This is a genomic window from Rothia koreensis, assembly GCF_004136575.1.
In the GTDB taxonomy this organism is placed as follows: Bacteria; Actinomycetota; Actinomycetes; order Actinomycetales; family Micrococcaceae; genus Rothia; species Rothia koreensis.
In genome coordinates, this window is sequence record NZ_NOIQ01000012.1 from 1 (window position 1) to 16656 (window position 16656).

General features: G+C 66.4%; 17 protein-coding genes, 4 tRNA genes and 1 riboswitch. Of the genes, 5 read left to right on the forward strand and 16 right to left on the reverse strand.

Annotated elements, in window-relative coordinates; genetic code table 11:
- Window positions 1-81: 81 nt before the first annotated feature.
- Window positions 82-762, forward strand: a complete 681-nt coding sequence (locus tag EWU68_RS08835) for a hypothetical protein (protein ID WP_129315774.1) — start codon at window positions 82-84, stop codon at window positions 760-762.
- 122 nt (window positions 763-884) lie between these two features.
- On the opposite strand, the gene hisF is transcribed toward EWU68_RS08835, so the two are convergent.
- The 14 genes from hisF to EWU68_RS08905 form a co-directional block, all read right to left on the reverse strand.
- The gene (hisF, locus tag EWU68_RS08840) at window positions 885-1649 is read right to left on the reverse strand and encodes an imidazole glycerol phosphate synthase subunit HisF (protein ID WP_129315775.1); all 765 of its coding nucleotides are present in this window, start codon (window positions 1647-1649) and stop codon (window positions 885-887) included.
- Window positions 1650-1680: 31 nt separating this feature from the next.
- Window positions 1681-2526: an ATP phosphoribosyltransferase gene (hisG, locus tag EWU68_RS08845; protein WP_129315776.1), complete on the reverse strand. Its 846-nt coding sequence runs from the start codon at window positions 2524-2526 to the stop codon at window positions 1681-1683.
- A gap of 52 nt (window positions 2527-2578) precedes the next feature.
- A complete protein-coding gene (locus tag EWU68_RS08850) occupies window positions 2579-2842 on the reverse strand; it encodes a phosphoribosyl-ATP diphosphatase (RefSeq protein ID WP_129315777.1) in 264 nt (87 codons plus the stop codon).
- Window positions 2839-3342 (reverse strand): 6,7-dimethyl-8-ribityllumazine synthase, encoded by a 504-nt coding sequence (gene ribH, locus EWU68_RS08855; RefSeq protein WP_129315778.1) that lies wholly within the window; start codon window positions 3340-3342, stop codon window positions 2839-2841. Before ribH ends, EWU68_RS08850 begins: the two co-directional genes overlap by 4 nt.
- 9 nt (window positions 3343-3351) lie before the next feature.
- Entirely contained in the window at window positions 3352-4080 is a 729-nt protein-coding gene (locus EWU68_RS08860) for a GTP cyclohydrolase II (RefSeq protein WP_129315779.1), read from the reverse strand.
- Entirely contained in the window at window positions 4077-5372 is a 1296-nt protein-coding gene (locus EWU68_RS08865) for a riboflavin synthase (RefSeq protein ID WP_129315780.1), read from the reverse strand. Before EWU68_RS08865 ends, EWU68_RS08860 begins: the two co-directional genes overlap by 4 nt.
- A 5-nt stretch (window positions 5373-5377) precedes the next feature.
- Window positions 5378-6457, reverse strand: a complete 1080-nt coding sequence (ribD, locus tag EWU68_RS08870; protein ID WP_238692400.1) for a bifunctional diaminohydroxyphosphoribosylaminopyrimidine deaminase/5-amino-6-(5-phosphoribosylamino)uracil reductase RibD — start codon at window positions 6455-6457, stop codon at window positions 5378-5380.
- Window positions 6454-7161 carry a nicotinamide riboside transporter PnuC gene (gene pnuC / locus EWU68_RS08875; protein WP_129315781.1) on the reverse strand — a complete coding sequence of 236 codons (708 nt, stop codon included), beginning with the start codon at window positions 7159-7161 and terminating at the stop codon, window positions 6454-6456. The genes ribD and pnuC overlap by 4 nt, the downstream gene beginning before the upstream one ends.
- A 110-nt stretch (window positions 7162-7271) precedes the next feature.
- A riboswitch (FMN riboswitch) is annotated at window positions 7272-7411 on the reverse strand.
- Window positions 7412-7424: 13 nt separating this feature from the next.
- Complete coding sequence (rpe, locus tag EWU68_RS08880; protein WP_129315782.1) at window positions 7425-8117, reverse strand: ribulose-phosphate 3-epimerase; 693 nt, start codon at window positions 8115-8117, stop codon at window positions 7425-7427.
- 87 nt (window positions 8118-8204) lie between these two features.
- Window positions 8205-9827 carry a transcription antitermination factor NusB gene (locus EWU68_RS08885; RefSeq protein WP_129315783.1) on the reverse strand — a complete coding sequence of 541 codons (1623 nt, stop codon included), beginning with the start codon at window positions 9825-9827 and terminating at the stop codon, window positions 8205-8207.
- Complete coding sequence (gene fmt / locus EWU68_RS08890; RefSeq protein WP_129315784.1) at window positions 9824-10759, reverse strand: methionyl-tRNA formyltransferase; 936 nt, start codon at window positions 10757-10759, stop codon at window positions 9824-9826. The genes EWU68_RS08885 and fmt overlap by 4 nt, the downstream gene beginning before the upstream one ends.
- Window positions 10759-11379, reverse strand: a complete 621-nt coding sequence (gene def, locus EWU68_RS08895) for a peptide deformylase (protein WP_129315785.1) — start codon at window positions 11377-11379, stop codon at window positions 10759-10761. The genes fmt and def overlap by 1 nt, the downstream gene beginning before the upstream one ends.
- A gap of 19 nt (window positions 11380-11398) precedes the next feature.
- Window positions 11399-12286, reverse strand: a complete 888-nt coding sequence (locus EWU68_RS08900) for a PD-(D/E)XK nuclease family protein (RefSeq protein ID WP_129315833.1) — start codon at window positions 12284-12286, stop codon at window positions 11399-11401.
- A 403-nt stretch (window positions 12287-12689) separates the two neighbouring features.
- A tRNA-Val gene (locus EWU68_RS08905) sits at window positions 12690-12761 on the reverse strand.
- 273 nt (window positions 12762-13034) lie between these two features.
- On the opposite strand from EWU68_RS08905, the gene EWU68_RS08910 reads away from it, so the two are divergent.
- The 3 genes from EWU68_RS08910 (at window position 13035) to EWU68_RS08920 (ending at window position 13331) form a co-directional block, all read left to right on the forward strand.
- Window positions 13035-13107 (forward strand) — tRNA-Gly (locus tag EWU68_RS08910).
- 54 nt (window positions 13108-13161) lie between these two features.
- Window positions 13162-13232 (forward strand) — tRNA-Cys (locus EWU68_RS08915).
- Between the two features lie 27 nt (window positions 13233-13259).
- A tRNA-Val gene (locus EWU68_RS08920) sits at window positions 13260-13331 on the forward strand.
- A 663-nt stretch (window positions 13332-13994) separates the two neighbouring features.
- Here EWU68_RS08920 and EWU68_RS08925 read toward each other — a convergent pair.
- Window positions 13995-14807, reverse strand: coding sequence for a sulfite exporter TauE/SafE family protein (locus tag EWU68_RS08925; RefSeq protein WP_238692401.1), 813 nt, complete (start codon window positions 14805-14807; stop codon window positions 13995-13997).
- An 86-nt stretch (window positions 14808-14893) separates the two neighbouring features.
- Window positions 14894-15964 (reverse strand): cell division protein ZapE, encoded by a 1071-nt coding sequence (gene zapE, locus EWU68_RS08930; RefSeq protein WP_129315786.1) that lies wholly within the window; start codon window positions 15962-15964, stop codon window positions 14894-14896.
- Window positions 15965-16147: 183 nt separating this feature from the next.
- Here zapE and ybaK point away from each other — a divergent pair, with 183 nt between their 5' ends.
- Entirely contained in the window at window positions 16148-16654 is a 507-nt protein-coding gene (gene ybaK / locus EWU68_RS08935; RefSeq protein WP_129315787.1) for a Cys-tRNA(Pro) deacylase, read from the forward strand.
- Window positions 16655-16656: the final 2 nt, after the last annotated feature.

Consider the following 16656-nt stretch of genomic DNA (forward strand, 5'->3'; position numbering starts at 1 on the left):
GCCCGCAACCCCTCAAACATTCACGGAAAAGCCCCAGGTCCTGGCCGGTTTCATCAGTTGCGCATCGCTTAGACTGGCACCATGAGCGCTATCACAGACCTCAGGAACCAACTCGTCTCCGTCCTTCTCAGGACCGGGCCCGGGAAGCCGACCCTGTGCGAGGGGTGGAATACGGAGCACATGGTTGCGCACCTGGTGTTGCGCGAGACTCGCCCGGACATCGCGGCCGGCGTCGTGATTCCGCCGCTCGCCTCGCGCACGGATCGTAAGACCGAAGAACTCGCCGGCCAGCTGACCGACGGACGCTCCTACATGGAGGCGGTCGAGAAATTCGGTTCGGCCAATGCCCCGCAGCGCAAGAACGAGACCGTGGACTACGGCATGAACTTCGCCGAATACGTGATCCACCGCGAGGACGTGCTGCGAGGCTCGCCCGACTCGACCGAGATGAACGGCGCGGAATCGCGGATCGAGGGTGAGAACGAGCGAATCTGGAAGACCATCGGTTCGCAGGGCAAGATGTTCGCGAAGGACTACCCCGACGGCCTGACCGTGGTCGGGACCGACGACGACGGCGAACCCGCCTACGGCTCGAAGACTCTGCGTGAACCGTCCGCGTCCTCGCGAGTCAGTGGACTGGTTCAGAAGGTCGTCAAGGCTCCGAGCACGGGTGAGCACGTCACGATCACGGGCACCCCGCTCGAGATTCTGCTGTACCTCTTCGGGCGTCGTGAGGCCGCGAACGTCCGGATCAGCTACTGACGCACAGCCCCGGGCGCCCAGGCCGGGCTCCGGGTACCGAACCCGAGCTCAGGCACCGACCCCGGGCTCGGTACCCACCCCGGGCCCGGGCGCCGAACCCGTCCACCGATCCGCGCGCAGGGTCAGCGCACGGGGAACCCGGCCTCGCGAATGGCGGTCTTGACGTCGCGAATCGCAGTGTCGGGGCCGAAGTGGAAGATCGACGCCGCAAGCACCGCATCGGCGCCCGCCCTGACGGCGTCCGGAAAGTGAGCCGGTTCGCCCGCGCCGCCGGAGGCGATCAGCGGAATGCCGACGACGCCGCGCACCGCACGAATCATCTCCAGGTCGAAACCGTCACGGGTTCCGTCGGCGTCGATCGAGTTGAGAAGGATCTCGCCGACGCCGCGCTCGGCCGCCTCGGACGCCCAGTCGAGCGCGTCGATCCCGGTTGAGCGACGTCCTCCGTGGGTCGTGACCTCGAAACCGGAGGCCGTGTTGTCCGTGCGCTTGGCATCGACGGACAGGACCAGAACCTGGTTTCCGAACCTCTCCGCGATCTCGTTGATGACCTCGGGTCGGTTGATGGCCGCGGTGTTGATCGACGCCTTGTCGGCGCCCGCACGCAACAGCCGGTCGACGTCCTCGGCGGTGCGCACTCCCCCACCGACGGTCAACGGGATGAAGACTTCCTCGGCCGTTCGGGCGACGATGTCGTAGGTGGTCTCCCGGTCCGAGGACGACGCCGTGACGTCGAGAAAAGTCAGTTCGTCGGCGCCGGCGGCGTCGTACCGTTTGGCCAGCTCCACCGGGTCACCCGCATCGCGGAGACCCTCGAAGTTCACGCCCTTGACCACCCGCCCGGCGTCGACGTCCAGGCAGGGAATCACTCGCACAGCTACGCTCATCGTGCTTTCCTTTCGAGAGGCGTCCCGCGCGTCAGAGTCGGGCCGCACCGATCGGCGACACCAGGATGGCCCGCGCTCCGGCTTCGTACAGACTGTCCATCAGCTGGTTGGTCGAACGCTTCGGGACCATGGACCGCACCGCGTACCAGCCCTCGCGCTGCAGGGGCGAGACGGTCGGCGCCTCGAGGCCCGGCGTGATCGCGGTCGCCGCCTCGAGATTCTCCTCGCTCACGTCGAAATCCATCAGCACGTACTGTCGCGCGACCAGTACCCCGCGCAGGCGGCGACCGAGCACCTCGAGGCTCGCACCGTCCTCGAGCCCACGCCTCTTGATGAGCAAAGCCTCCGAGCGCATGATCGGATCACCGAAGGTCTCCAGCCCTGCGGCCCGCATCGTGTTGCCGGTCTCGACGACGTCGGCGATGGCATCGGCCACTCCGAGCCGGATGGATGACTCGATGGCCCCGTCCAGTCGGACCACCTCGGCGTCGATCCTCTGTTCCTTGAGGTAGTTGCGCACCAGGTTCGAGTAGCTCGTTGCCACCCGCTTGCCCTGCAACTCCTCCGGCGAGGTGAAGCGCCCGGTCGGGCCGGCGAAGTGGAAGGTCGAACGAGCGAAGTCCAGCCCGAGCGCCTCTTCGGCGTCGGCCTCGGAGTCCAGGAGCAGATCCCGGCCCGTGATGCCCACGTCCAGGGTTCCGTGCCCCACGTAGACAGCGATGTCACGCGGCCGGAGATAGAAGAACTCGACCTGGTTCTCCTCATCGACGATCGCCAGTTCGCGGCTCTCGCGCCGCTGGAGGTATCCCGCTTCCGAGAGCATGGTCTGGGCGGCCTGGGAGAGTGCCCCCTTGTTGGGCACGGCAATTCGCAGCATGAAAATCCTTTGGTTCCGGGGAGGACCCGGACGAGTCCGGGGTCAGGTCGGGTCAGAGAAACTTGTAGACGTCTTCCGGGGTGAGACCGCGCGCGATCATCAGGACCTGAAGATGATAGATCAACTGCGAGATCTCCTCGGAGAGCTCGTCGTCGGTCTGGTACTCGCCGGCCATCCAGACCTCAGCGGCTTCCTCGACCACCTTCTTGCCGATCCCATGGATCCCGGAATCGAGCTCGGCGACGGTCTTGGAACCCGCCGGCCGATCGGTGGCTTTGGTGGTCAGTTCAGAGAACAGGTCTTCGAAGGTTTTCACCCGCCCAGGTTACCCCGGGACCCTCCGACATGAGCGAGTGTTACCGCCGTCTGGATCGCGGCGACCGTGGCTTCGTAGCCTTTGTCCTCGCTGGACCCCTCCAAACCGGCCCGATCAAGCGCCTGCTCGTCGTCGTCGCAGGTCAGGACGCCGAAACCGACGGGTGTACCAGTCTCGACGCTGACTTGGGTCAGTCCGGCCGTCGCCGCATCGCAGACGTAGTCGAAATGCGGGGTTCCGCCACGGACCACGACGCCGAGCGCAACGACGGCGTCATGGGTCTCGGCCAGGCGCTTCGCGGCCACCGGGAGTTCGAAGGATCCCGGAACACGAACGATCGTCGCGGCGTCCTCGATCGATGCGTCCGCGAGCGCTCTGCGCGCCCCATCGACCAGGCCGTCCATGACCTGCTCGTGCCATGATGCCGCGACAACGGCAATTCTCAGTCCCTCGGTCGGCAGCTGTCCCAGTTCGGTGGTTGGGGCTCCGATTCCACTCATGATGTCTCCTCAGTCGGTAGTCGGTTGGTTGGTGTTGGGATCGTCCGACGACACGGCGTCCACGGGTCCGCGCGGCGTCGGTTCGTCCTGGTCTGTCTCCACCGGCACGAGGACCAGGCGGTGATGCATCCGGTCTCGCTTGGTGGCCAGGTAGCGCGCGTTCTCCTTGCGCGGGGAAATTTCGTCCGGTTCCAAGGATCCGACGACGAGGCCCAGTTCGGTCAGAGCCTCGGCCTTGGCGGGATTGTTGGTGATCAGCCGCAGGGTGGTGATGCCCAGTTCGCGCAGGACACGCGCGGCCTGGCGGTAGGCGCGGCCATCGGCCTGGAAGCCGAGGGCGAGGTTGGCGTCGACCGTGTCGAGGCCGTCGTCCTGGAGTCGATAGGCCTTCAGCTTGTTGACCAACCCGATGCCCCGGCCCTCGTGCCCCTTGACGTAGATCAAGGTTCCGCCGCGCGCGGAGATCTGGTCGAGGCCCTGGTGCAGTTGCGGTCCGCAGTCACATCTGAGGGATCCGAAGACGTCGCCGGTCAGGCATTCCGAGTGGATCCGGACGAGCGGTGCCGGGTTGTCGGCGTCGATCGCCTGACCGGTGTCGTCCAGCGCGGTCGCGCTCATAAGCTCGTGACCGTCGGGGAAGGACCATGCCCTCATGCTGAAGTTGCCCTGCGGGGTGGGCACCACCACGGGCTGCGAGGAGTCGACGGGCTCGTCGGGGTCTGAGTGGGCAGTGGTCATTCGGCATCGGCGCTCTCGTCGTCGAGTTGGGCCAACCGTTCGGCGAGCGTCTCGATCGAGATCATGGGCAGGCCGTGCAGGTCGGCGAAGGCCCGCAGGTCGTCGAAGCGCATCAGCGTTCCGTCGTCGTGAATGATTTCCGCGATGTAGCCGACCTCCGGGAGCCCCGCGAGCCGCACGAGTTCGACCGCGGCTTCCGTGTGTCCGGCTCGTGCCCGGACACCGCCCTCGACGGCGCGCAACGGAAGGATGTGGCCGGGACGGGTGAGATCCGCGGCGGTCGATGATGATCCTGCCAGCACGTTCAAGGTTTTTGCTCGGTCCTGGGCGCTGATTCCGGTGTCGATTCCGTGGGCGGCATCGCAGGTGATCGTGTATGCGGTGGCCTTGGGGTCCTCGTTGGTGGCGACCATGGGCGGCAGGTCCAGGGCGTCGGCTCGTTCGCCCGTCATCGGTGCGCACACCACTCCGGAGGAGTACCTGACCATGAATCCCAGACGCGCGGGGTCCGCGAGCGCTGCGGCCCCGATGAGGTCTCCCTCGTTCTCGCGGTCCTCGTCATCCACGACGACGGCGAGGCCGCCCGCGGCGATGCTCCGGATGGCGTCGTCGATGGAGTCGAAGCTGCCGTTCGCGTGCCCCGGAGACTCCGGGACGGATACGGCGTTCTGCGATCGCGTCAGGTCGAAGTCACGGGCGCGCAGGAGGTACTTGGCCACGGCGTCGGTTTCGAGATTGACCGTGTCTCCCGGTTGCGCGGTTCCGAGCGTCGTCGCCCGGAGCGTGGTCGGTATGACGCCGATCTCGAACCAGGCGAACGGGTCGGCGGGCGCGCTGACCGCGGTGACGGTCAGTGAGATCCCGTCGACGGCGATGGAACCCTTTTCGGCGATCTGGGGCGCGAGGTCTTCCGGCACGGCCACGCGAATCACGGACCACTCGGGGTGTTCCTCGATGGACAGGATGGCGCCGGTCGCATCCACGTGTCCTTGGACGATGTGGCCGTCGAACCGCCCGTTGGCGGGCAGGCATCTTTCCAGGTTGACTCGGGATCCTTCGCCCAGTTCGCCCAAGTTGGTGCGGTCCAGGGTCTCGCCGATGACGTCGGCAACGAAGAGTCCGTCCCCTGTGTGCGTTCCCGTCGCGGTCAGGCAGACGCCGTTGACGGCGAGGGATCCCCCGGCGGGCAGGTCCGAGGCCAGGTCGCCGGCCCGGACGCGGAGCACAGCAGAATCGGCCTGCCTGTCGATGGCTTCGACCGTTCCCAAGGATTCGATGATTCCGGTGAACATGGCTACTACTTTCTTTCGGTCGCCGGAGCGGGCTCGGTGGCGAGATGGGTGAGTGTGTCCTGGCCCAGGAGGCCGATGCCGTGGGTTGTTGCGTCCGCTTCCGCCCCGGCAGGGTCGACGGTCAGGGGCAACGCGTCGGAGAGGGTCGTCGCGCCCAGCTGCGCGATCGCGCGTCGCCCGCAACCGAGAAGTTTCGGGGCGGTGTACCAATAGAGCTCATCGACGAGACCTTCGGCAAGGAAGGCCGAAACGATTCCGGGGCCGCCTTCGATCAGCACGTGCCGTGAGTATTCCCTGGCGAGACGGTCCAGGGCCTCGCGTGGCGAACGGGTCGGGAGCCGGAGGGCTTCTTCTCCGTCATCGAGTGCGGCCCCAGCAGGAAGTCGCCTCAGGCCCATGACGGCCCGGCGAGGTTGCTCGGGCAGGGCCGCACCATCGGGTCCACGGGCCGTGAGCCGAGGATTGTCGGTGAGCGCGGTTCCCGTACCGACCATGATCGTGTCCGCCCTGGCGCGGAGCCTGTGGCCGTGGGCGCGTGCTTCCGGCCCCGTGATCCACTGGCTCGTTCCGTCCTCGGCGGCGACGACGCCGTCCTGCGTCGCCGCGATCTTGGCGGTCACGAAGGGGCGGCCCTCTTCCTGGCACGCCCACCAGCGCGCGTTCATCCTGCGAGCACGGTCGGCGCGCAGTCCCGACCGGACGTCCACGCCGTTGGCCGCGAGAAATCGGGCGCCTCCGGCAGCGGTCTCGGTCGTGTCCGCGGTCGCGCACACCACCGAACGGATCCCGGCCTCGAGAATCGCTTGGGAGCAGGGCCCTGTCCTGCCCGTGTGATGGCACGGTTCGAGCGTCACGTACAACGTGGTCCCGCGCAGATCCGTACCGGCCGATTGGGCCGCCGCGATGAGATCGACCTCCGCGTGCGGGGTTCCGCTTCCCATGTGTCGGCCCGTGTGCAGTATCCGTCCCGTTTCGTCGGTGAGCACCGCCCCGACCAAAGGATTGGCGCCTCGGGGCCCGCGCAGGGCGGCGTCGAGAGCCGCGTCCATCGCGGACTCGTCACGGGCATCGAATTCGGGCGTCATTTCCGTTTCCCTTCGGTGACTTCGACCGTGGGGTCAGGGAAGCGCGTCTCGACCTGGACTCGACGTTGGCGATTTCGAGTGCGCCACCAGACGAAGAAACCGGTCAGGGTGAAGCAGCCGTAGAACAGGTACATCAGGCCCGAGGCGTAGTAGCCGGCAGAGAAGAGAAGGGGCACTCCCACGGCGTCGACGGCGACCCAGATCAGCCAGAACTCGACCCACCCGCGGGCCATGCCCCAGGTCGCCAGGAGCGAACCCACGAAGATCCAGGCGTCGGACCACACGGGCTCGTAGGATCCGAGAGCCCTGAACACGGGGGTCAGGACGGCGGTGCCGCCGAACAGGGCGACGAGCAGGATCAGCCGTTCCTTCCAGGTGGCCCACCGGGGAGAGACCGCCGCGTCGCCGCGCGAGGTGGCTGCCTTCCACTGATACCAGCCGTACACGGAGACGATGATGAACATGACCTGCCGACCGGCCTGGCCGAGGAGATTCACGGGATTGGGAGAACCGAACACGGCTCCGAGAAAGACGGTGAAGAGGAGCAGGTTGCCGATGATTCCGATCGGCCACGCCCAGACCTTGCGTCGCATGCCGCCCAGGGCGGACGCGAGGCCGAAGAAATTGCCCAGGACCTCTCGCCAGAGGATGAAGCCTCCACCAATGGTCAGCTGAGCGTCGAAGAGCCACCGCAGGATGTTCACTGTTCTCCTTCCGAGCTGCGGAGGCTCCGGGGAGAACACAACGTACGACATCGTCTGCGGATGGTCGGTGCCGATTCGGTCCGACCGCCCACGGCATGTGCCGCGTTCTGCTCGTGCGCCTTTATCCAGACTGTACTGTCGGTACCGGAATTTCGCCGGTTCGGCCGCAGGCCCCGAATTCATTCGAGTGCGCTGTGGGTCGCGGACTATGACCGCCGGTTCGGAATTTCACCGACCCCCGGAGCACGATTGCGTGACAACGATTATGGCATATTTGTGATTCGCGTCGAATTCTCGGCGGCACGCTCCGCAACGGAGCGCAATCCCTCGATCGCCGCGGCCGGATCGTCGGCGCCGTAGACGGAGGATCCCGCCACGAAAACATTGGCCCCGGCTTCGGCCGCCCGACCGATCGTCTCCTCGGACACCCCGCCGTCGACCTGCAGGGCCACCGAGGCTCCGCTTCCCCGGACGGCCTCGGCCGCACGGCGAAGCTTGGGAAGGGTCAGGTCGAGGAATTTCTGGCCGCCGAAGCCGGGTTCGACCGTCATGATGAGCAGCAGGTCGAGTTCCTCGAGCATGTCCAGATACGGTTCCACCGGCGTGGCCGGGCGCAACGCCATTCCCGCCCTGGAGCCCTGGGCCCTCAGCTCCCTCGCGAGTTTGATCGGTGCTATGGCGGCCTCGGCGTGGAAAGTCACCGATTCGCACCCGATCTCCGCATACCGCGGCGCCCAGCGATCGGCGTCCTCGATCATGAGATGCACATCGAAAGGGATGGGAGAGATCTCGTGCAGGCGTTCGACCACGGGAGGCCCCCACGTCAGATTCGGCACGAAATGATTGTCCATCACATCGATGTGTGCCGCGTCGGCATCCGTGATCGCCCGCAGCTCATCCCCCAGCCTGGAGAAATCGGCGGAAAGAATCGAGGGGTTGATGTGGAGATGGCTCACGGGTCCTCCTGTCGACGCGTCGCTTCGGGTCTCGACCGGCCCTGGACGGCTGAACGGTACGACTCCAGCCTATAGGGCGGCCCCGCTCTACTTCTTCCGCAGCAGAGCCATGAACATCGCGTCGGTTCCGTGAACGTGCGGCCAGAGCTGAACCGTCGTTGCTGCCTCCTGGCCTTCGGCCGGTTCGACTCCTGGGACTGCGGTGCCGGGATCGGCGTCGCCCTCGAGAACGCCCGGGAGGGCAACCGACCGCACGGCGGCAGCGGTGTCCAGCAACTCGACCTCACCCCCGTCGAGGACGTCGAGCAGAATGTTCTGCGTTTCTGCCGGGTGGGGCGAGCACGTCACGTAGGCGACGACGCCTCCGGGCCGCGTGACCGAGATGGCGGCTTGGGTGAGTTCGAGCTGCAGGGGCAGAAGGTCGGCGACGTCGCCCGGTTTCTTCCTCCACCTCGCCTCGGGACGACGACGCAACGCTCCCAGCCCCGAGCAGGGAGCATCGACCATGACACGGTCGAAGACGTCTCCGTCCTCGCCGAAGGCCTCGACCGCGAGCCCGATATTCTCCGGCAGGTCGGCGTCCATGATGTTCTCCCGGATCTTTCTGCCGTCCCCGGTCATCACCGTGAAGGCGCTCTTCGGGAGGGGCTCCAGGGCGTGGGAGACCAGGTCCGCCCTGTGCTTGGCCGACTCGTTGGCCACCAGTTCCGCATTTCGCTCGACCGCGAGGGCACCCATCAGTGCCGCTTTGCCGCCGGGCCCCGCGCACAGATCGAGCCACGCTTGGTCGGACCCCTCGATCCCGACGCCGGCAAGGGCCCGAGCAACGAGCTGCGACCCGACGTCCTGGGCCCGGACCCGGCCAGATCGCACCGACTCGAGACGGCCCAGGTCGCCGTGGCTGTAGACCGCGGAGCCTTCGACGAGTTGGCCCGGGACGGCGTCGTTGTCCAGCGCCTCCCCCAGGTCACCGATGCCGGGCAGGGCCACCAGGTGCACGGACGGGCTCTCGTTGTCCGCGGCGAGCAGATCCTGGATCTCCGTGGGTACGCGCCCGTGGGCGGCGAGCGCCTGACGGAACGCCCGCACGATCCACACCGGGTGGGATTCTTCGATCGACATCCTCTTGATGTCGTCGGTCAGGTCGGCGGTGAGCTCGTCCATCCATTCTTCGCGGCTCTTCTCGCTCACCCGGCGCAGCACGGCGTTGACCATGGTCGACGGCCCGGCCCCGATGACGCCGCGTGCCAGGCCGACGGTCTGGTTCAGCGCGGCATGGTTCGGGACCCTCATGCCGAGAATCTGGTGGGCCCCGAGACGCAACGCATTGAGGATTTTCGGATCGGTTTTCTCGAGAGGACGGTCGAGACACCGGGACAGGATCGCGTCATAGGTTCCACGTTCGCGCAACGTCCCGTAGGCCAGTTCCGTCGCGAAGGCGGCGTCGCGCCGGTCCAGACGATGCTTCCGAATGGTCTGTGGAAGCACGAGGTTCGCGTAGGAATCCTGGTTGTCGACCGCTTGCATGACCTCGAAAGCGACCAGGCGATCCGGGTCCGCGACGCGACGCCGCGCGCTGGGCACCGAGGCCGAGAAATCCCGTCTGCCCTGGGACTTCCTGTTTCTCTCGCGCCCCTGGGCGTTGCGCCGCGAATTCCTCCCGCCGGAGTTTTCGTTCCGCTGTCCGCGTCGGTTGAAGTTGTCACTCATTCGAAGATCACGGTCTCCTGATCGATTCGTCCTGCTCCACGAGCCCAGTCGGCCGCGTTCATCATCTTTTTCCCGGCGGGCTGAATGCGCTCGACGAGCACTTCGCCGTCGCCGCAGGCCACCAGAACCCGCCGGCCCTCCGATCTGGCCGTCCCCGGGGCGGCGGAGTCCGACGGCGCCCGCGAATCGACCGGGTACACGCCTTGCATCTTGACCCTTTGGCCCGCCAGAAGCGTCCACGCCCCGGGCTCCGGGGTCGTCCCGCGGACGTGTGCCTCGATGTCCGCCGCGGGCTGGTTCCAATCGATGCGTCCGTCCTCGATGGACAGTTTCGGGGCGAAGGTCGGCTCGCCGGTCTGCTCCGCCGGCCTCGCCCGGCCGTTCTCGATGTCGCGAAGAGTCTCTGCCAGGAGCGATCCGCCGCTCGCAGACAGTGAGTCGAGCATGGTTCCGGCGGTGTCCTCATCCCCTACCTTGTGGAGAATGGTTCCGTACACGGGACCCGTGTCGAGACCTTCCTCGATCAGGAAGGTCGAGGCCCCGAGCTCGCGTTCGCCGGCCATGAGCGCCCTCTGGACGGGCGCGGCGCCGCGCCACTGAGGCAGGACCGAGAAGTGCAGGTTGATCCACCCGTAGGGAAGCAGGTCGATGGCTCTGCGCGGAAGGATCGCACCATAGGCCACGACTCCCGCAACGTCCGGTGCCAGGTCGGCGACGGCGGCGTGCGCGGCGTCGTCGTACCTATTTGCCTTGACCACCGGAAGACCCAGGGCCTCGGCCCGCTGGGCGACCGGCGAGGCCGTCATGATCCTCTTCCGTCCCAGCGGCGCGTCCTGCCTCGTCAGGACGCCGACGACGTCCAGTCCCGCGTCCACCAGGGCGTTCAGGGGGCCGACGGCAGTCTCCGGCGTTCCGGCAAAGAGCACTCGCATCAGCGTGCTCCCCCACCGAATGCCGCCCCCGGTGCGGAACCGGCGGTCCGGCCGAAGGAAGCGCCGGCCCCGAATCCGCTCGAGACGTTGCCGGCGCGTTGGCGCTGCACCCCGGCGGAGACGTCGTTGTAGTCGGCGGCGCGGATCGCGCGCATGGCCTTCTTCCGCTCCTCGCCGACCATGCGATCGATATAGAGTCTGCCGTCCAGGTGGTCCGTCTCGTGCTGGAGGCACCGGGCCAGAAGACCTTCGGCCTCGACCTCGACCGGTCGGTTGTCACGGTCCACGCCAGTGACCCTCGCCCAGTTTCTGCGTGGGGTCTCGCCGCTCAGCCCGGGCACGGACAGACACCCCTCGCCGCCTTCCTGCGGTTCCTCGCCGATCTCGAGGACGGGGTTGATCACGTGGCCGACCTCGCCGTCAGGGCCGTCGATGCCGTAGGTGAACAGCCGGAGCGAGACGCCGACCTGCGGGCCGGCAAGTCCGACCCCGTCGATGTCGAACATGGTCTCGACCATGTCGTCGATCAGCCGAGAGAGATCGGCGTCGAACTCCGTGACGGGCTCGCACACGGTGCGGAGAACGGGGTCGCCGATCGTGCGCACGGACAGAACGGTCATGAAATTTTTCTCCTGGCGACTAGCTGGCGTCTTGTTCGGGCATGTGGATCCTGGGCGGCGGCGGAACCACGGGCATCAGAGGCTGGAGCGAACTCTCTTCGAGGGCCGCGTCGACCGACCGGTGATACTCCCATACCTTACGGAGAGCGCAGAACTTGAACCAGTTGTGTTTGAGAAGATCCGGATTGGCTTGCTGGGGTTTGACCTCGGTCTCCCCGAGGGCCACGCCGAGCAGGACCGGTGCGTCACCGAACTCCCAGTCGACCCAGTGCCCCGTGTCCGGATCCGCCAGGGCCTCTTCGGCCTTGACCCCGGCCACCAGCTGCATGATGACCTTCGTGTCCAGGGGCTTGACCCGGTTCTTGCGGTCCGTCCCCTTGGTCTTGTAATCGATGATGCAGACGCGTCCGCCGATCTTGGCCACCAGGTCCAGGGTCCCCGCGTAGCCGACCGTGCGGTTCCAAATGGTGACTTCGGCGGCCAGAGGCTCCGGCGCGTACAGATCCCACCATTCGTCGAATCGGTCGGCCCAGGCGGACTCGCCGTACTGCCTCAGCTCTTCCCGGGAGTCGTCGACGGCGTGATCCATGCCCATCGCACGCAGGGCAACGTTTTCGCAGTAATTGTGGACCCGGTCCCCTCGGGCGGCCGCCTGGTCCCGGTAGCGTTCCGCCGCGGCCGCAGCGTCCCTGATGACCGCGTGCTTGAGGCCGACCGAACGGGACGCTCGCATGGCCCGGTCGTCTTCGAGGGCCGCTTTGGCCGCCATGTATCCGTGCCAGCCACCGAGGTCCTGTGCGTACTGCCCAATGACGGTGGTGATCGAAGGAACCTCGGGCTCCCCGCCGACCGACCGCGCGTACATGCGCCCGTGCTCGGTCTGGGTTGCAAGCCTCGGCTGGGTCATGTCCTCGAAATCGTCCTTCTGCATTGCGATGTGCTCGCCGCGGAACGCGGCCTGGGGTGCCGCGGATCGCGGCCTGGCTCGCCGCGGAACGCGGCCTGGCTCGCCGCGGATCGCGGCCTGGCTCGCCGCGGATCGCGGCCTGGGGCGTGGGCCCCGCCTTCAGCCAGTCTGCCGCCCGACGACCTCCGTCCCGTGCATTGACGCCTCGCGCATGTCACACGACGCCTGGCCTCGCCGAGGCACCATGGGGCTCCAGGGAACCGCCATGGGCCGCCATGGGCCGCCAGGTCGGCCCCATGGATTCATGAGGGCTCGGGGAAGATCCATCAAGGCTCATGGAAAAGGCCCCCAACCGGAAGCTTCCGATCGGGGGCCTATTCCACGCAGTCCAGAGCGAATATCGTGCGCGATACTGGGTTCGAACCAGTGACCTCTTCGGTGTGAACGAAGCGCGCTACCACTGCGCCAATCGCGCTCAGCACTCGCACCATCTTAGAGACGCTCCCCGGGAGAGTCAAAGCGGCGCAGGTTCTGCCGTTGGTGACACACAACACATGCCGCAAATATCCGGGATTTGCCGATTCATGTCGCTCGATCCCCTGTTATTCCGCGGATTCCCGGGGCAAGTGGCGTGAGGTGGCGCGATTTTGCATCACCCGCCAGGGTGTGTAGAGTATTCATCTGTCAGCGCGACGGACTGATGAAAGTTCGCCGGGACTCGGGTATGGTTTCCGAGGTTGCTGAATATGCGGTTGTAGCTCAGCTGGTAGAGCACCACCTTGCCAAGGTGGATGTCGCGGGTTCGAATCCCGTCAACCGCTCGCAGATTGCTTCACGCAGTGGGGCATAGGCCCTGAGTCCTTCGATCAGGACATGGTGAGGTGGTCGAGTGGTTAGGCAGCGGCCTGCAAAGCCGTGTACGCGGGTTCGAATCCCGTCCTCACCTCGCAGTACATAATCAAATATGTATCCAGCGCGATTGGCGCAGCGGTAGCGCGCTTCCCTGACACGGAAGAGGTCACTGGTTCGATCCCAGTATCGCGCACAGACAAGGCCCCGGTTCTTCGGAACCGGGGCCTTCGTGCATTCGGAGGCGACTCGCCCGGCGTCGGTATTGCCGGGCGGCGGGTCGCGCGCGGCGGTCGGCGTGTGTTGGTCGGCGTGTGTCGGTCGTCTGGTGTCGGGTGTCGGGCGTCGGGCGTCGGGCAGACCCCGCGCCGCGAGGCGGCGGTTCCCTGCGGTCAGACCCCCGCAAGGTGGCAATTCCGTGCACTCTTGCCCGCGAAATGGCAATCTCGTGCGTCTATGGGCGCGAGGTGGCAATCTCGAGCACTTTTTCCCGCGAGACGGCACTCCCGTGCGGAAATAGGCCCCGAAACGTCCCAAAATTGCCACCTCGGGAGAAAATTCGCACGAGACTGCCACCTCGACCGACGAAGCTCTCAAAATTGCCACCTCGGCCGTGCCCAGGGCTCCGCCTCGGTCACGGAGCCGCTCAAAACTGCCACCTCGGCGGAAAAATCGCACGAAATTGCCTCCTCGCCGCGTCTGGCGCTCCGCGTCGACCGACAAAGCGCTCAAAACTGCCACCTCGCCGCGTCTGGCGCTCCGCCTCGACCGCCGAGCCGCACGAAACTGCCACCTCGGCGCGCCCGGCATGCCGCCTCCCCCGCGTCCGGCGCCCCGCGACACCAGCCGCCCCGGAGGATCAGCCGAGCAGCCCGAGAAGTCCCTTGAGAATGGCGACGACGGCTCCCGCCCCCGCCAGGACCAGCGCCATGGTCCTGGCCGTGGACGCCGGGATGCGACGCGCCAACGGGGTCCCGGCGGCCAGGCCGAGCAGGACCATGCCGGCCACTCCGACGAAAAGCCAGGGGGTCGGCATCGTCGCGTGTTCCACGGCTCCGACCGCAGATTTTGCGGCCAGCGACGTGACCCCGAGGGTCATGAAAACGGGTTGCATCGTGGCGGCGTACTCGGTCTGCCTCCACCCGGTCACCCGGGAATAGACGACCATGGCCGGGGCGGCAACACCGGCCGTCACATTGAGCAGGCCTCCCGCGGCTCCGTACAGCGTCGTCGTACCCGCGCCGGATCGCTCGGGACCGGCTGGCTTGCGTGCCCCTCCGCCGGACAGGAGCACCACCATTCCGAGGAGCACCACGCTGCCCACCACGAGTTGCAGAACCGCGCCGGGCGTCACCCGCACGACGACGGCGCCGATTACCGTCCCGATCAGCGCACTCGAACAGAGTTTGGCCCATTGGCTCCAATTGACTGTTCGCCACAGGGCGCAGGTGAGGAGAAAGCCGGAAACCGCCGTCGTGACATTGGTCAGGAAGACCCCGTTCGAGCCACCCAACGAAATCGCGAAGGCCGGGGCCACGACCAGACCGACCCCCGTGCCTGAAATACGTTGAAGAATCGTCCCCACGAGAACGGCAGGAAGAACCATCCAGAGCATCCTCTTCTGTCCTTCCTGCCCGGCCGGACCGCGCTCCTTGGCAAGGGCGGCGAACATCGTGCCGCCGTCTCTCTGGTTGTCGCGCGGCTCTCGCGCACGACGTCGTCATCCGCAGGACGCCGTCAACTACACGACGTCGCCATCTACTTCTCGACGGGCTCCTCGAGCAATCCTTCTCTGGCCAGGGCGGTCAGGCGGGACACGGCGCGGAAATACTTCTTCTGGTACCCGCCGGCCATCATTTCCTCGGTGAAGACTTGGTCGAACGGCACGCCGGAGGAGACGATCGGCAGATCCCTGTCGTACAGGCGGTCCGCCAGGACCACGAATCGCAGCGCCACAGCCTGCGCGGTGATGGGGGTGACGTTTCGCCAGGCGATTCCGTCCAGACCTTCCACGAGCTGGCGGTACCGGCTGGGGTGCACGCGAGAGAGATGTTCGATGAGCTGGTCGAAATCGTCGATGGCCACGGTTTTGTCGTCGCCGAACCTGGCCGCCACGGCGTCGTCGAACTCCTCGGAAGCCACCGGCCGGGGCGCTTCGGGCAACCCACGGTGGCGGTAGTCCTCGCCGTCGACGCGGATCACGTCGAACTGGTCGGAGAGGACCTGGATCTCGCGTTTGAAGTCGGCCGCCGCGAACCGTCCTTCGCCCAGCGACCCGGGCAAGGTGTTCGAGGTCGCGGCCAGTTTGACCCCGGCGTCGGCGAGTTCCCTCATGAGCCGGGACATCAGTACGGTGTCCCCCGGATCGTCGAGTTCGAATTCGTCGATGCACACCAGGTTGTAGCCGGAGAGGGCGTCCACCGTCTTGCGGAAGGTCAGTGCGCCGACCAGGTTCGTGTATTCGACGAACGTGCCGAAAGCCTTGGGCCCCGGAACCTGGTGGTACAGAGAAGCCAACAAGTGGGTTTTGCCCACGCCGAACCCGCCGTCGAGGTAGATCCCTGCTTTCGTGTCCTTGGCCGAGCCCTTGCCGAACAATTTGGAGAACAGTCCGCCGGAGCCCTTGGACCCGCCGACGGAACGACCGAATTCCTGAAGGGCCTCCACGGCATGGGCCTGTGACGGCTGGTTGGGGTCCGGAATATAGGTGTCGAAGGAGACTTCGCCGAAACGCTCGGAGGGTGTGAACCCCTTGAGCAGTTCCTCGGCGGACACGCTCGGGCGACGATCGACCAGACGGATGGCGGCTTCGGACACCTTGCTCCTCATTCGCTCTTTGCTCTGTTTGTGGTGCGGACAGCGTGCCAGCGCACCTTTTCGCGGTTCCGGCCTCCTCGGTCGGTCCCCCCCCCTGAGAGTGTAGTCGTCCGCACGTCGGGTTGCCGTCTTCCGACCGTAGGGGCCGCCTTCGTAGCCTGGAGACGCACAATATTTCGTCAGAAAGGCCAGATTGTGTCCAAGAAGAAGAAGCCAGCTGCGGAAGGGTCGGCCTCGACGTCGGCGATCGCTGCCCTGCAGAGCGCGGGGGTCGACTTCGGTCTGCGCCCCTACGATCACGACGACGACGCTCGTTCCTTCGGGAGCGAGGCGGCCGAGAAACTGGGCCGGGACACCGACCAGGTGTTCAAGACACTCATGATCACTCACGACAAGGAATTCGCGGTGGCCGTGGTTCCGGTGTCGAGCTCGCTGAACACCAAGCGCGCGGCGGCGGCCATGGGCTGGAAGTCCGCATCCATGGCCGACCCGGCCACCGCAGAGAAGCGCAGTGGCTTCGTCGTCGGCGGGATTTCTCCGTTGGGACACAAGACCCCCGTGACGGTCCTTCTCGACAGCAGCGCGGCGGAACACCCGACCATTCTGGTCTCCGGTGGCAAGCGAGGCCTCGACGTCGAACTGTCTCCAGATGACTTGCTCATGGTCACGAAGGGACGCTACGCCCAGATCAAGGCGGACTAGCG

Coding starts and splice junctions, on each gene's coding strand:
- EWU68_RS08885 (WP_129315783.1), bottom strand. CDS start 9,827: ATGAGTGACAACTTCAACCGACGCGGACAGCGGAACGAAAACTCCGGC.
- EWU68_RS08835 (WP_129315774.1), top strand. CDS start 82: ATGAGCGCTATCACAGACCTCAGGAACCAACTCGTCTCCGTCCTTCTC.
- EWU68_RS08900 (WP_129315833.1), bottom strand. CDS start 12,286: ATGACCCAGCCGAGGCTTGCAACCCAGACCGAGCACGGGCGCATGTAC.
- def (WP_129315785.1), bottom strand. CDS start 11,379: ATGACCGTTCTGTCCGTGCGCACGATCGGCGACCCCGTTCTCCGCACC.
- EWU68_RS08865 (WP_129315780.1), bottom strand. CDS start 5,372: ATGTTCACCGGAATCATCGAATCCTTGGGAACGGTCGAAGCCATCGAC.
- hisF (WP_129315775.1), bottom strand. CDS start 1,649: ATGAGCGTAGCTGTGCGAGTGATTCCCTGCCTGGACGTCGACGCCGGG.
- hisG (WP_129315776.1), bottom strand. CDS start 2,526: ATGCTGCGAATTGCCGTGCCCAACAAGGGGGCACTCTCCCAGGCCGCC.
- EWU68_RS08925 (WP_238692401.1), bottom strand. CDS start 14,807: ATGTTCGCCGCCCTTGCCAAGGAGCGCGGTCCGGCCGGGCAGGAAGGA.
- fmt (WP_129315784.1), bottom strand. CDS start 10,759: ATGCGAGTGCTCTTTGCCGGAACGCCGGAGACTGCCGTCGGCCCCCTG.
- ribH (WP_129315778.1), bottom strand. CDS start 3,342: ATGAGTGGAATCGGAGCCCCAACCACCGAACTGGGACAGCTGCCGACC.
- EWU68_RS08860 (WP_129315779.1), bottom strand. CDS start 4,080: ATGACCACTGCCCACTCAGACCCCGACGAGCCCGTCGACTCCTCGCAG.
- zapE (WP_129315786.1), bottom strand. CDS start 15,964: ATGAGGAGCAAGGTGTCCGAAGCCGCCATCCGTCTGGTCGATCGTCGC.
- ribD (WP_238692400.1), bottom strand. CDS start 6,457: ATGACGCCCGAATTCGATGCCCGTGACGAGTCCGCGATGGACGCGGCT.